Source organism: Pseudomonas sp. BIGb0558 (assembly GCF_024807515.1).
Lineage (GTDB): Bacteria > Pseudomonadota > Gammaproteobacteria > Pseudomonadales > Pseudomonadaceae > Aquipseudomonas > Aquipseudomonas yamanorum_A.
The window spans coordinates 318,399-332,473 of the sequence record NZ_JANUEW010000002.1 but is presented as its reverse complement, the minus strand read 5'-3'; the positions used below and the strand labels follow the sequence as shown (position 1 = coordinate 332,473).

Genomic DNA, 14,075 nt, shown 5'->3' with positions numbered 1-14,075 from the left:
CCGGCACAGGCAACATTTTCGTAGCCTGACCCACCGCTATCGCAGCCTCGCCAAGGCTCGACAGCTCTCACATTGATCTTCTGCAGATTCGAATTTTCTCAGGATAAAAATAATTAAGGACGAGAAATGCACCAGGAAAAAGGTTTGAAACGCGGGCTCTCAGCCCGACATATTCGCTTCATGGCCCTCGGTTCCGCGATCGGTACCGGGCTCTTTTACGGCTCTGCCTCCGCCATCCAGATGGCCGGCCCCGCTGTACTGCTGGCCTACCTGATCGGTGGCGCCGCGGTGTTCATGGTGATGCGCGCCCTCGGCGAAATGGCCGTGCACAACCCGGTGTCCGGCTCCTTCGGCCAGTACGCCAGCACCTACCTGGGCCCGATGGCCGGCTTTATCCTCGGCTGGACCTACGCCTTTGAAATGATCATCGTCTGCCTCGCCGACGTCACCGCCTTCGGCATCTACATGGGCTTCTGGTTTCCCGAAGTCGCGCGCTGGGTCTGGGTGCTGGGCATCGTGTTGCTGATCGGCGGCCTGAACCTGTGCAACGTCAAAGTCTTTGGCGAAATGGAGTTCTGGCTGTCGCTGCTCAAGGTCGGCGCCATCGTCGCGATGATCCTTGGTGGCTTCGGCATCATGCTGTTCGGCATTCACTCGGCGGGCGACGCGCCGGCTACCGGCCTCAGTAACCTGTGGGCCCACGGCGGCTTCATGCCCAACGGCGTGGGCGGCTTGATTGCGTCCTTCGCGGTGGTGATGTTCGCCTTTGGCGGCATCGAAATCATCGGCATCACCGCCGGCGAAGCCAAGGACCCGCAGCGCGTGATTCCCAAGGCGATCAACGCGGTGCCGCTGCGCATCCTGCTGTTCTACGTGCTGACGTTGTTTGTGTTGATGGCGATCTACCCGTGGCCGCAGATCGGCAGCCAGGGCAGCCCGTTCGTGCAGATCTTCAGCAACCTGGGGATAGGCTCGGCAGCGACCATCCTCAACATCGTGGTGATTTCCGCCGCCGTCTCGGCCATCAACAGCGACATCTTCGGCGCCGGCCGCATGATGTACGGCCTGGCCCAGCAAGGGCAGGCGCCCAAGGGTTTTGCCCAGCTGTCGAAACAGGGCGTGCCGTGGATGACCGTGGTGGTGATGGGTGCTGCGTTGCTGGGCGGCGTGGTGCTCAACTACCTGATCCCGGAAAACGTGTTCCTGGTGATCGCCTCGATTGCGACCTTTGCCACTGTGTGGGTGTGGCTGATGATTCTGGTCACCCAGGTGGCCATGCGTCGCGCGATGACCCAGGAGCAGATCGCCGAGCTGAAATTCCCGGTGCCGTTCTGGCCCTATGCGCCAGCGGCCGCCATCGTGTTCATGCTGTTTATCTTCGGCGTGCTGGGTTACTTCCCGGACACCCAGGCCGCCCTAATGGTCGGCGCCGTGTGGATCGTCCTGCTGATCGTTGCCTACCTGCTGTGGGTCAAGCCCGCCGCCGGGCAAACGGCCAAGGTCCACTACGACCCGGCTTTGTCTCACCGATAACCTAACGCAGGTGTTGAATGAAAACGCTTTGGCAACACTGCCACGTTGCAACCATGGCCCAGGGCAACTACTCGATCATCGAGGATGCCGCCATCGTTACCTCGGGTACGCTCATCGAGTGGATCGGCCCGCGCGCCGATCTGCCGAAGGCGGACTACGCAACCACCCATGACCTGCAAGGTGCGTGGGTCACCCCCGGGCTGATCGACTGCCACACCCACACGGTGTTCGGTGGCAATCGCAGCGGCGAGTTCGAGCAGCGGCTGCAAGGCGTGAGCTACGCCGAGATCGCCGCCGCCGGTGGCGGTATTGCCAGCACCGTACGCGCCACGCGCGCGGCGACCGAAGATGAGCTGTTTGCCAGCGGCCACAAGCGCCTGCGCAGTTTGCTGCGCGACGGTGTGACCACCGTCGAGATCAAGTCCGGCTACGGCCTGGACCTGGCCAGCGAGCGCAAGATCCTGCGGGTGATCCGTCGCCTCGGCGCCGAGTTGCCGGTCAGTGTGCGTAGCACCTGCCTGGCGGCCCATGCGTTGCCGCCGGAGTACGTGGACCGCGCCGACGCCTATATCGACCACGTCTGCACCGAGATGCTGCCGGCACTGGCGGCGGAAGGCCTGGTGGATGCGGTCGACGCCTTCTGTGAATACCTGGCGTTTTCGCCGGAGCAGGTGGAGCGTGTGTTCATCGCCGCCCAGAAACTCGGCTTGCCGGTAAAACTGCACGCCGAACAGTTGTCGTCCCTGCACGGCTCCAGCCTGGCAGCGCGCTATCAGGCGTTGTCGGCGGACCATCTGGAATTCATGACCGAGGAAGACGCCATCGCCATGGCCGCTTCCGGCACCGTCGCGGTGTTGCTGCCGGGGGCGTTCTACTTCCTGCGGGAAACCCAGCTGCCGCCGATGGACGCCCTGCGCAAGCACGGCGTGAAGATCGCCATCGCCAGCGACCTCAACCCGGGCACCTCGCCGGCGTTGTCGGTGCGCCTGATGCTGAACATGGCCTGCACCCTGTTCCGCATGACCCCGGAAGAAGCCCTGGCCGGCGCCACGCAACACGCGGCCACCGCCCTGGGCCTGGGCGACAGCCACGGCTCGCTGGAAGTGGGCAAGGTCGCGGACTTTGTCGCCTGGCAGATCGATCGCCCTGCCGACCTGGCCTACTGGCTGGGTGGCGAGCTGGATAAACGCGTCGTGCGCCACGGCGCCGATGTCACCGTTTAAGGAGTACTGCTGTGGATAAGGTTCTGAACTTCAAACAAGGCCGTGTGCCGCTGCTGATCAGCATGCCCCACGCGGGCCTGCGCCTGACGCCGGCGGTGCAAGCCGGGTTGATCCCCGAGGCGCAAAGCCTGCCGGACACCGACTGGCACATCCCCACGCTGTATGACTTTGCCGAAGCACTGGGCGCCAGCACCCTGGCGGCCGAGTATTCGCGCTTTGTCATCGACCTGAACCGGCCATCAGACGACAAGCCGCTGTACGTCGGCGCCACCACCGGCCTGTACCCGGCGACGCTGTTTGACGGTGTGCCGCTGTTCCGCGAAGGCCTGGAACCGTCCAAGGCCGAACGCGCCACGTACCTGGAGCAGGTGTGGACGCCGTATCACCGCACCCTGCAAAACGAGCTGGCCCGGCTTAAGGCCGAGTTCGGCTATGCATTGTTGTTTGATGCGCACTCGATCCGCTCGATGATCCCGCACCTGTTCGAAGGCAAGCTGCCGGACTTCAACCTCGGCACTTTCAATGGCGCAGCCTGCGACCCGCAACTGGCCAGCCAGCTGGAAGCCATCTGCGCCGGTCACCCGCAGTACAGCCATGTGCTCAACGGGCGCTTCAAGGGTGGGCATATCACCCGGCACTACGGCAACCCGGCGGAGAATATCCACGCGGTGCAGCTGGAGTTGGGGCAGTGCACGTACATGGAAGAGTTTGAGCCGTTCCGCTATCGCGCCGACCTGGCCGAGCCGACTCGGGTGGTATTGAAGGAGTTGCTGGAAGGGTTCCTGGCCTGGGGGCAGAAGCACTATCGGTGATTGGTTGCGCAGCTGAGATAGCCATCGCGGGCAAGCCCGGCTCCCACCTTTTGAATTGCAAACACATTCAAATGTGGGAGCTGGCTTGCCTGCGAAGAGGCCCTCAACAGCAACACACCTCCCAAGTCGTCTGTGTGCAAATCCCTGTCGCCACAGTTCGCTTTTATCGAGGTCTCGCTGGGTAAGGTGTGGGGCACGGCGCGTCAGACGCCATCCCCACAATAAAAACTGCCGAGTGAGACCGCATCGATGAAAAGACTGTTCAACCGTTGTCTGTTGATTCTCACCGGCGCCGCACTGATCAGTGCGAATGCCATGGCCGCCGACCCGGCCTCCTGCAAGGTCGTACGCATGGGCGTGGTCAGCTGGACTGACGTGATCGCCACCAGCGGCATGGCCTACGTGCTGCTCAATGGCCTGGGCTATGACAGCAAGCAAACCAGCGCCGTGCAGCAAATCATCTTTGCCGGCATCCGTGACAAGCGCCTGGATATCTTCCTCGGCTACTGGAAGCCGGCGATGGACAACAACATCGCGCCGTTCCTCGCGGCCAATCAGGTCAAGGTGTTCGATAAGCCGAGCCTGGCCGACGCCCAGGCCACCCTGGCAGTGCCGCAGTACGTCGCCGATGCCGGCCTGAAAACCTTTGCCGACATTGCCCGCTTCAAGGACAAGCTGGGCGGCAAGATCTACGGCATCGAGCCGGGCAGCGGCGCCAATACCGATATCCAGAAAATGATCGACAGCAACCGCTTCGGCCTCGGCGGCTTCAAGCTGGTGGCGTCCGGTGAAGCGGGCATGCTGGCCGCGGTGCAGCGGGCGGTGAATCGCAAGGAGTTCGTGGTGTTCGTCGGCTGGACCCCGCACCCGATGAACATCAACATGAAAATGGCTTACCTCACCGGCAGTGAAGACGTGTTCGGTGCCAACGAGGGCATGGCCACGGTCTCCACGGTGACGGCGCCGGATTACGCCGAGCGTTGCCCCAACGTGACACGCCTGCTGGAAAACCTGACCTACACCGCGGCCCAGGAGAGCCAGTTGATGGTACCGATCATGGACCGCAAGACGCCGCAGGATGTGGCCAAACAGTGGTTGCGGGATAACCCCGAGGACCTGCAGCGCTGGCTGGCGGGTGTGACGACTTTGGATGGCAAAGACGGCGTGGCGGCGGTACAGGCCAGCCTGAAACCCTGATGCGAACACGATAGATCAAACAACAGAGAGCGAATGTGGGAGCCGGGCTTGCCCGCGATGGCGGTGTATCAGTCGACGATGGCGTTGGTTGACACACCGCTATCGCAGGCAAGCCAGCTCCCACATTTGTCCTGTGGTGTGCTTTGAGTCTTCCTATCAGGACGATCACCTTCATGTCCCACTACCCGATTTCCGCGCCAATGTGCGCCTTCGTCGAAAAAACCGAATCCTTCACCAGCGATGACACATCGCTGGCTGGATTGCGCCAAGGCTATGACCGCATGTGCCAGGCATTCACCCCGGCGCGGCCGGAAGGGTTGCAGGTGTCAGACGGTTCCCTCGGTGGCGTGGGCATACGCATTTATCAACCCACGACACCCGCGCCCGATGCCGGCTGGCCATGCATCCTTTATATGCACGGTGGCGGCTGGGTGGTGGGTGGCCTGGATTCCCACGACTTTATCTGCTGTGAGCTGGCCGACGCTCTGCAGGTGCTGGTGATCGCCATTGATTATCGGCTGGCCCCCGAACATCCGTTCCCGGCCGCCTTCGACGATTGCCGCACGGTCTGGCGGGCGATTCAGGCGGGTGAAGCGCCTTGTCACATCAACCTTCAACGTCTGGTGGTGGCCGGTGACAGTGCGGGCGGTAACCTGGCGGCTGCCTTGTGCCTGGGCCTGCGGGATGACCATCAGCCGCAGCCCCTGGCGCAAATCCTGATCTACCCCGGCCTGGGCGGCCCCGCCGACTTGCCGTCCCGCCGCGACTGCGTCGACGCGCCACTGCTCAGCACAGCCGACACCGAGTGCTACCTGGCTCTGTACCTGCGTGGGCCAGGCAAACCGTCGCCCTATGCCATGCCATTGCTGGCGGCGGATTTCAGCGGGCTGCCGCAGGCTTTGATCGCCGTCGCCCAGTTCGACCCGCTGCGGGACGACGGCATGCTCTACGCCGAGCGCCTGCAAGCGGCCGGGGTGGCGGCCACGCTGTATCCCGGCAAAGGCCTGATCCACGGTTGCCTGCGAGCCCGAGGCCAGGTAGCGGAGGTCGACCGGCTGTACGCTTATCTGCTGGATTACCTGCGTGGTGTTCTGCTGACACAGGTCTAAGTCCGTCAGGACATGCTCATTGCACAATTCGGGTTTATGATGCCAGACGGCAGAATAATAGACGTCCCCCCAGGGATGAACTCGACCCCTTACGGAGCGCGCAATGCAGACTTTGTACCCGCAGATCAAACCCTACGCCCGGCACGATCTGGCCGTCGACGAAACCCACGTCCTGTACGTCGACGAAAGCGGTTCCCCGGAAGGCTTGCCCGTTGTGTTCATCCACGGCGGCCCTGGCGCCGGGTGTGACGCCAATAGCCGCTGCTTTTTCGATCCGAATCTGTACCGAATTGTTACTTTTGATCAGCGCGGCTGCGGGCGCTCCACCCCGCGGGCCAGCCTGGAAAACAACACCACCTGGGACCTGGTGGCCGACCTTGAGCGGATTCGCGAGCACCTGGGTATCGAAAAATGGGTGCTGTTCGGCGGTTCCTGGGGCTCGACCCTGGCCCTGGCCTATGCGCAAACCCATCCAGAACGGGTACATGGTCTGATTGTGCGGGGCATTTTCCTGGCCCGCCCCCAGGACATTCAGTGGTTTTACCAGGCGGGCGCCAGCCGACTGTTCCCCGATTACTGGCAGGACTACCTCGCGCCCATCCCTGTGGAGGAGCGCCACGACCTGCTCAGCGCCTACCACAAGCGCCTGACCGGCAACGACCAGATCGCCCAGATGCACGCCGCCAAGGCCTGGTCCACGTGGGAAGGCCGCATGTTGGGCCTGTGCCCGAACCCGCAGTTGATCGAGCGTTTCTCCGAGCCCCAGCGCGCCCTGTCGATTGCCCGTATCGAATGCCACTACTTCACCAACAACTCGTTCCTTGAGCCAGACCAGCTGATCCGCGACATGCACAAGATCGCCCATCTGCCTGGCGTCATCGTGCATGGCCGCTACGATATGATCTGCCCGCTGGATAACGCCTGGGAACTGCACCAGGCGTGGCCCAACAGTGAGCTGCAGATTATTCGCGAGGCCGGCCATGCGGCTGCCGAACCCGGCATCGCCGATGCGCTGGTGCGTGCGGCGAGTGAGATGGCACGGCGCCTGCTTGATCTGCCGCCTGAAGAAGCATGAAGGGGCTTTTGCAACGGGTGCGCGGCGCCCGGGTCGAGGTAGAAGGGCAAGTAGTGGGGGCCATCGACCAGGGTTTGCTGGTGCTGGTGGCTGTCGAACCGTCAGATACCCAAGCCTGCGCCGACAAGCTGCTGCATAAGCTGCTTAACTATCGGGTGTTCAGCGACGACGAGGGCAAGATGAACCTGTCCTTGAAAGACATTGGCGGCGGGTTGCTGCTGGTGTCGCAGTTCACCCTGGCGGCAGACACCAAGAGCGGCTTGCGTCCCAGCTTCTCCACGGCGGCACCGCCGGCGTTGGGCGAAGCACTTTTCGACTACCTGCTGTTACAAGCGCAACAATTGCATGGCACGGTAGCGGCGGGGCGTTTTGGCGCTGATATGCAGGTGCATTTGGTCAATGACGGGCCGGTCACCTTCCTGTTACAGACGTGAATGTACTGAAAACGACTTGTAATGCCCAAAAAACCGGGTTTTCGCTACAAATACTTCGCTGACCCTGATGCGTTGTCACGCGGGCTACTAGATAATCGCGCGCTACGGGGATCAGCGTAAATTGGTCCATTTTTGACTTAGGTAGAGACTTGTCCGATCGCCAGTGGGGAATCATTTAGCCCCATGGGAGTCGGAACAATGCTCGCCAACCTGGCATATAGATAGCTGGCCGTTGGTTTTTTGATCTGTTTTCGGCGAGGGTTGCTCGTGATTGTTAGTCCCTGTAATGCACCAAAATTGTCTGCCAAACGGTTACGAAACGCACTGGTAACGGGCTCTGCCCTGTTTTGCCTGTTCGGCGCGGGTCAACTGTGGGCATTCAGTCTGGATGATGTGTCGGCCAAGGCAAAAGAGCTGGCCGGGCAGAAATACGAAGCTCCGCGCAGCAATTTGCCGAACGAATTCCGCGAAATGAAATTCGCTGATTACCAGAAAATTCGTTTCCGCAACGAAAAAGCCGAGTGGGCCGATCAGAACACCCCGTTCAAGCTGTCCTTCTATCACCAGGGTATGCACTTTGATACACCGGTGAAAATCAACGAAGTCACCGCCGACAGCGTCCAGGAAATCAAGTACGACCCGTCCCGCTTCGATTTCGGCGACGTCAAGTTCGATCCCAAGTCCACCGAACAGCTGGGTTATGCCGGTTTCCGTGTGCTGTACCCGATCAACAAGGGCGACAAGCAAGACGAAATCATGACCATGCTCGGCGCCAGCTATTTCCGCGTCGTGGGTAAAGACCAGGTCTACGGCCTGTCTGCCCGCGGTATGGCGATCGACACTGCGTTGCCGTCCGGCGAAGAATTCCCGCGTTTCACCGAGTTCTGGATCGAGCGTCCAAAGCCGGGTGAGAAACAGCTGGTGATCTACGCCCTGCTGGATTCGCCACGGGCCACAGGCGCCTATCGCCTGATCCTGCGCCCTGGCACCGACACCATCGTCGACGTCAAATCCCAGATGTACCTGCGTGACAAGGTCACCAAGCTGGGCATTGCCCCGCTGACCAGCATGTTCCTGTTCGGTGCCAACCAGCCGTCCAAGGTCCTCAACTACCGTCGCGAGCTGCATGATTCCAGCGGCCTGTCGATCCATGCCGGCAATGGCGAGTGGATCTGGCGCCCACTGAACAACCCGAAACACCTGTCGGTCAGCAACTTCACCGTGGAAAACCCGCGTGGTTTCGGCCTGCTGCAACGCGGTCGCAACTTCAGCCACTACGAAGACCTCGACGACAACTACGACAAGCGCCCAAGCGCCTGGATCGAGCCTGATGGCGACTGGGGCAAGGGTTCCGTCGACCTGGTAGAGATTCCGACCGCCGATGAAACCAACGACAACATCGTTGCCTTCTGGAGCCCGGAAAAACTGCCGGAGCCAGGCAAGCCGCTGGACGTCGCCTACCGCCTGCACTGGACGTTGAAAGACGCCGAGTTCCATTCGCCTGAAAGCGCCTGGGTCAAGCAGACCCTGCGTTCCACCGGCGACGTCAAGCAATCCAACCTGATCCGCCAGCCAGACGGCAGCGTGGCTTACCTGGTGGACTTCGAGGGCCCGTCCCTGAAGAAACTCGCACCGGATGCACCGGTTCGCAGCCAGGTCAGCGTGGGTGACAACGCCGAAATCGTTGAAAACAGCGTGCGCTACAACCCGCACACCCAAGGCTGGCGCCTGACCCTGCGCATGAAGATCAAGGACGCAGGCAAGCCGACCGAAATGCGTGCTGCCCTGGTCCAGGATATCGTGACACCTGAGCCGGAGAAGGTTTCGACCCAAGTGCTTAAGGCCGATAAAGTACTGGCCAAACAGCATGAGAAAGCGGCCAAGAAAGACGCCAAGGACAAGGACGCCAAGCAGCCGGAAGCGGCTGCCCCAGCCACACCACTCCCTACCCAGGATCAGGCCAAGACAGAGCAAGTCCTGACCGAAACCTGGAGCTATCAGTTGCCTGCCGATGAGTAATTCCCAAGTCCAGCCAGAGACTCTTGCCGAGTACCTGGCGCATCTACCGATGACCGATGAGCAGCGCGCCGAACTGGCGGGCTGCGAGTCCTTCAGTGATTTGCACAAGCGCCTGTCGTCGTCCACGTTCGATGCGCCGGCCGACGCTGCCCAAACGTCGGTAGGTGCGCGGCTGACCCTCAACACCGCCGAAGAGCTGCAAGACGCCGAAATGCTGGCGCTCGATGCCAGCGGCCGGGTCTGCCTCAAGGCCACGCCGCCGATTCGTCGGACCAAGGTCGTGCCTGAGCCGTGGCGCACCAATATCCTGGTGCGTGGCTGGCGCCGCCTGACCGGTCGCACCAACCCTCCGGCACCGCCGAAGGATGAGCGCGTGTTGCCGGCTGCGCGCTGGCGCACCGTCGGTTCGATCCGTCGCTATATCCTGCTGGTGCTGATGCTCGGCCAGACGATCGTCGCAGGCTGGTACATGAAAGGCATCATGCCGTACCAGGGCTGGTCCTTCGTCGACTTTGACGAGATCCGCAACCAGACCCTGCTGCAAACCGCTACCCAGGTGCTGCCTTACGCCCTGCAAACCAGCATCCTGGTACTGTTCGGGATTCTGTTCTGCTGGGTCTCGGCCGGTTTCTGGACCGCGCTGATGGGCTTCCTGGAACTGCTGACCGGTCACGATAAATACCGTATCTCCGGCAAAAGTGCCGGTGACGAGCCGATTCCGAAAGACGCCCGCACCGCGCTGGTAATGCCGATCTGCAACGAAGACGTGCCCCGGGTATTTGCCGGCCTGCGCGCAACGTTCGAATCGGTAGCCGCCACCGGTGACCTGGACCGTTTCGACTTCTTCGTCCTCAGCGACAGTAACGAGGCCGATATCTGCATCGCCGAGCAGCAAGCCTGGCTCGACGTGTGCCGCGACGCCGGTGGCTTCGGCAAGATCTTCTATCGCCGCCGTCGCCGTCGCGTCAAACGCAAGAGCGGCAACCTCGACGACTTCTGCCGTCGCTGGGGCGGTGACTACAAGTACATGGTGGTCCTCGACGCTGACAGCGTAATGAGCGGCGAATGCCTGACCAGCCTGGTACGCCTGATGGAAGCCACGCCGGATGCCGGGATTATCCAGACCGCGCCGCGTGCGTCGGGCATGGACACCCTGTATGCGCGCATGCAGCAGTTCGCCACCCGTGTGTACGGCCCGCTGTTTACCGCCGGCCTGCACTTCTGGCAACTGGGTGAATCCCACTACTGGGGCCACAACGCGATCATCCGCATGAAACCGTTTATCGAGCACTGCGCCCTGGCGCCGTTGCCGGGTAAAGGCGCGTTTGCCGGTGCGATCCTCTCTCACGACTTCGTTGAAGCGGCGCTGATGCGCCGTGCCGGCTGGGGCGTGTGGATTGCCTACGACTTGCCGGGCAGCTACGAAGAACTGCCGCCGAACCTGCTGGACGAACTCAAGCGTGACCGTCGCTGGTGCCACGGTAACCTGATGAACTTCCGCCTGTTCCTGGTAAAAGGCATGCACCCGGTGCACCGTGCGGTGTTCCTGACCGGCGTGATGTCATACCTGTCGGCGCCGTTGTGGTTCTTCTTCCTGGTGCTGTCGACGGCCTTGCTGGCGGTCAACACCCTGATGGAGCCGCAGTACTTCATGGCGCCACGCCAGTTGTACCCGCTGTGGCCGCAATGGCATCCGGACAAGGCGGTGGCGCTGTTCTCCACCACCATCGTGCTGCTGTTCCTGCCTAAACTGCTGAGCATCATCCTGATCTGGGCCAAGGGCGCGAAAGAGTTCGGCGGCAAGTTCAAGGTGACCTTGTCGATGCTGCTGGAGATGCTGTTCTCCATGTTGCTGGCGCCGGTGCGGATGATCTTCCACACCCGTTTCGTACTCGCCGCGTTCCTCGGCTGGGCTGCGACCTGGAACTCGCCACAGCGTGACGACGACTCCACGCCCTGGAGCGAGGCGGTCAAGCGCCACGGTCCGCAGACCTTGCTCGGCTTCTTCTGGGCACTGCTGGTGGTGTGGTTGAACCCAAGCTTCCTGTGGTGGCTGGTGCCGATCGTGGGTTCGCTGATGCTGTCGATTCCGGTGTCGGTGATTTCCAGCCGGGTCAAGCTGGGCCTCAAGTCCCGTGACGAGAGCCTGTTCCTGATCCCCGAGGAATACAATCCGCCCCAGGCGCTGTTGTCGACCGACAAATACACCCACGAAAACCGTTGGCATGCGCTGAACGACGGCTTTGTGCGGGCGGTGGTCGATCCTCAGCAAAACGCCCTGGCGTGTGCCCTCGCGACGTCCCGTCACGGGCAGGCGGAGCCGATCGAATGGCTGCGCGCCGAGCGTGTTCGTCATGCGCTGAAAGTCGGCCCTGCCGGCCTCAACAACGGCGAACGCCTGGCCTTGCTCAGCGACCCGGTCGCCCTGGCTCGTTTGCACGAGCAGGTCTGGAGCGAAGGTCACGCCGAATGGCTCAACGCCTGGCGGGCATCGGTCAAGGCTGATCCGCATGCGCCGTTGCTGCCATTGAAACCACTGTCGTCCCAGGCTCAACCGGCCTGATTCGGACGCCCCCGAGGTAACGCCTCGGGGGCGTTTTTGGCAACCGTCCTACGTTGTTTTTCCCCTCTGTTCTTCCGCGCTAACTCCTTGTTATTTCGAAACAAAAGACCCTTCACCAAGGCGTATTGCCGTGCCTGTGAGTGGGTTAGCATCGCCCCCAAAATCTGACTCGAAGCCCCTGGTTTACGCGAACTTGTGCGTGGCTGGGAGTGGGAGTGTTTAACGGAACAGGGGCGTTTCATGATCAAAAGGTATTTATCGATGCTGTTGCTCGGCATCGTCACGTTTTCCCATGGTTACCTGGCGCATGCCGGGGCAATAGACGAAGCCGTTCGCCGCGGTGTGCTGAAAGTTGGCACCAACCCGGCCTACGTGCCCTTCGAGATGACCGACAAGAAGGGCCGCATCGTCGGCTTTGAAATTGACCTGCTACGGGAGATGAGCAAGGCGCTGGGGGTGAAGCTGGAGTTGGTCTCAGTGCCCTATACCGACCTGATCCCCGGCCTGCTGGCCAGCCGGTTCGACCTGATCGGTAGCGGCATGACGGTCACCCAGGAGCGCAACCTGACACTCAATTTCAGCGATTCCTTCATCATCGTCGGCCAGACCGTGCTGCTGCATCCGCGGCTGGCCGAGCAGGTCCACAGCATCGAAGACTTGAACGAAGCCGGCTACCGGATCGCGGCGGCCGAAGGCACCACGGGCGAGGCGGCGGCGAAGAGGTTTCTCGACGCTGCCCGGTTGCACAGTTTTCCGACCCCTGAAGAAGGGGTGCGCCAGGTGGTGGAGGGCAAGGCGGACGCCTTTATCCATGACGCGCCGTACAACCTGATCGCCATCACCAAGCCCCAGAACCGCACGCTGTTGGCGCTGGAACAACCCTTCACCTACGAGCCGTTGGCGTTCGGGGTGAAAAAGGGCGATTACGACAGCCTCAACTGGATCAATCATTTCCTCAATCAGGTGGCCCAGGACGGCACCTACGATCGGCTGCATGACAAGTGGTTCAAAGACACGGACTGGATGACGGAGGTGGGCTGGTAGTCATAACTGCTTACACATCAATCAATTGGCTGGCCTGTGCGTTGACATGTCTAGCGGCAGGGTTCCCTGCACCGTTGTGGGGCTTTTCTGTCATCCCTTGGCAACAAATCCCGGTGAAACCTTTGTACCGGGCGGGGAGTGAGTTAGGATCGCACCCCGAAATGGTGCAGCCCTTTTGCGCGCCGATCTCACCATAAAATGGGTTCAGGGGACTTGATGATGAAAAAGTATCTTTCGATGCTGCTGCTAGGCGTCACCGCACTGGTGGCGGTCAACGCGGCCCACGCCGGCGCCATCGATGATGCGGTCAAGCGCGGCACGTTGAAAGTCGGCATGGACCCGACCTACATGCCGTTCCAGATGACCAACAAGCGCGGTGAAATCATCGGCTTTGAAGTTGACATCCTCAAGGCCATGGCCAAGTCCATGGGCGTCAAGTTCGAGCCGATCTCCACCGGCTACGACGGCATCATCCCGGCCCTGCTGACCAACAAGTTCGACATGATCGGCAGCGGCATGACCCTGACCCAGGAACGCAACCTGCGCCTGAACTTCAGCGAACCGTTCATCGTGGTCGGCCAGACCCTGCTGATTCGCAAGGAGCTGGAAGGCACCATCAAGTCCTACAAAGACCTGAACGACGAGAAGTACCGCCTGACCTCCAAGCTCGGCACCACCGGCGAGATGGTGGCCAAGAAGCTGATCTCCAAGGCCAAGTACCACGGCTACGACAACGAGCAGGAAGCCGTGCTCGACGTGGTCAACGGCAAGGCCGACGCCTTTGTCTACGACGCGCCTTACAACGTGGTGGCGGTGAACAAGGTCGGCAATGGCAAGCTGGTATTCCTCGACCAGCCGTTCACCTTTGAACCTTTGGCGTTCGGCCTGAAGAAGGGCGACTACGACAGCATCAACTTCATCAACAACTTCCTGCACCAGATCCGCAACGACGGCACCTACGATCGCATCCATGACAAGTGGTTCAAGAGCTCCGAGTGGCTCAAGGACATGGAATAACGCTTGGCTTGTGTGGCGAGGGAGCTTGCTCCCGCTGGAGTGCGTAGCG

The 14,075-nt window shown here is 61.4% G+C and carries 10 protein-coding genes and 1 pseudogene; all 11 read left to right on the top strand.

The window, feature by feature from the left end; translation table 11 throughout:
- The first annotated feature begins 126 nt into the window (after positions 1-126).
- On the top strand, positions 127-1,533 hold the full coding sequence (locus M2400_RS04790; protein ID WP_259195235.1) for an amino acid permease: 1,407 nt from the start codon (positions 127-129) through the stop codon (positions 1,531-1,533).
- A gap of 17 nt (positions 1,534-1,550) precedes the next feature.
- Entirely contained in the window at positions 1,551-2,756 is a 1,206-nt protein-coding gene (gene hutI / locus M2400_RS04785; RefSeq protein WP_259195236.1) for an imidazolonepropionase, read from the top strand.
- Positions 2,757-2,767: 11 nt separating this feature from the next.
- On the top strand, positions 2,768-3,568 hold the full coding sequence (hutG, locus tag M2400_RS04780; protein WP_177076016.1) for an N-formylglutamate deformylase: 801 nt from the start codon (positions 2,768-2,770) through the stop codon (positions 3,566-3,568).
- A gap of 249 nt (positions 3,569-3,817) precedes the next feature.
- Positions 3,818-4,765 carry a choline ABC transporter substrate-binding protein gene (locus M2400_RS04775; RefSeq protein ID WP_259195237.1) on the top strand — a complete coding sequence of 316 codons (948 nt, stop codon included), beginning with the start codon at positions 3,818-3,820 and terminating at the stop codon, positions 4,763-4,765.
- A gap of 173 nt (positions 4,766-4,938) precedes the next feature.
- Complete coding sequence (locus M2400_RS04770) at positions 4,939-5,874, top strand: alpha/beta hydrolase (RefSeq protein WP_259195238.1); 936 nt, start codon at positions 4,939-4,941, stop codon at positions 5,872-5,874.
- Positions 5,875-5,977: 103 nt separating this feature from the next.
- Positions 5,978-6,949, top strand: a complete 972-nt coding sequence (gene pip, locus M2400_RS04765) for a prolyl aminopeptidase (protein WP_177076020.1) — start codon at positions 5,978-5,980, stop codon at positions 6,947-6,949.
- On the top strand, positions 6,946-7,383 hold the full coding sequence (dtd, locus tag M2400_RS04760) for a D-aminoacyl-tRNA deacylase (RefSeq protein WP_017478202.1): 438 nt from the start codon (positions 6,946-6,948) through the stop codon (positions 7,381-7,383). The genes pip and dtd overlap by 4 nt, the downstream gene beginning before the upstream one ends.
- Positions 7,384-7,650: 267 nt before the next feature.
- A complete protein-coding gene (locus M2400_RS04755) occupies positions 7,651-9,402 on the top strand; it encodes a glucan biosynthesis protein G (RefSeq protein ID WP_310503510.1) in 1,752 nt (583 codons plus the stop codon).
- Positions 9,395-11,985: pseudogene (gene mdoH, locus M2400_RS04750) on the top strand (glucans biosynthesis glucosyltransferase MdoH). Before M2400_RS04755 ends, mdoH begins: the two are co-directional and overlap by 8 nt.
- A 220-nt stretch (positions 11,986-12,205) precedes the next feature.
- Entirely contained in the window at positions 12,206-13,009 is an 804-nt protein-coding gene (locus M2400_RS04745; RefSeq protein WP_177076024.1) for a transporter substrate-binding domain-containing protein, read from the top strand.
- Positions 13,010-13,228: 219 nt separating this feature from the next.
- Positions 13,229-14,026 (top strand): transporter substrate-binding domain-containing protein, encoded by a 798-nt coding sequence (locus M2400_RS04740; RefSeq protein WP_010169158.1) that lies wholly within the window; start codon positions 13,229-13,231, stop codon positions 14,024-14,026.
- Positions 14,027-14,075: the final 49 nt, after the last annotated feature.

What these genes read in the sequence shown, in the direction of transcription:
- M2400_RS04770 (WP_259195238.1), top strand. Translation starts at nt 4,939, where the DNA reads ATGTCCCACTACCCGATTTCCGCGCCAATGTGCGCCTTCGTCGAAAAA.
- M2400_RS04790 (WP_259195235.1), top strand. Translation starts at nt 127, where the DNA reads ATGCACCAGGAAAAAGGTTTGAAACGCGGGCTCTCAGCCCGACATATT.
- M2400_RS04745 (WP_177076024.1), top strand. Translation starts at nt 12,206, where the DNA reads ATGATCAAAAGGTATTTATCGATGCTGTTGCTCGGCATCGTCACGTTT.
- pip (WP_177076020.1), top strand. Translation starts at nt 5,978, where the DNA reads ATGCAGACTTTGTACCCGCAGATCAAACCCTACGCCCGGCACGATCTG.
- hutI (WP_259195236.1), top strand. Translation starts at nt 1,551, where the DNA reads ATGAAAACGCTTTGGCAACACTGCCACGTTGCAACCATGGCCCAGGGC.
- M2400_RS04740 (WP_010169158.1), top strand. Translation starts at nt 13,229, where the DNA reads ATGAAAAAGTATCTTTCGATGCTGCTGCTAGGCGTCACCGCACTGGTG.
- dtd (WP_017478202.1), top strand. Translation starts at nt 6,946, where the DNA reads ATGAAGGGGCTTTTGCAACGGGTGCGCGGCGCCCGGGTCGAGGTAGAA.
- M2400_RS04775 (WP_259195237.1), top strand. Translation starts at nt 3,818, where the DNA reads ATGAAAAGACTGTTCAACCGTTGTCTGTTGATTCTCACCGGCGCCGCA.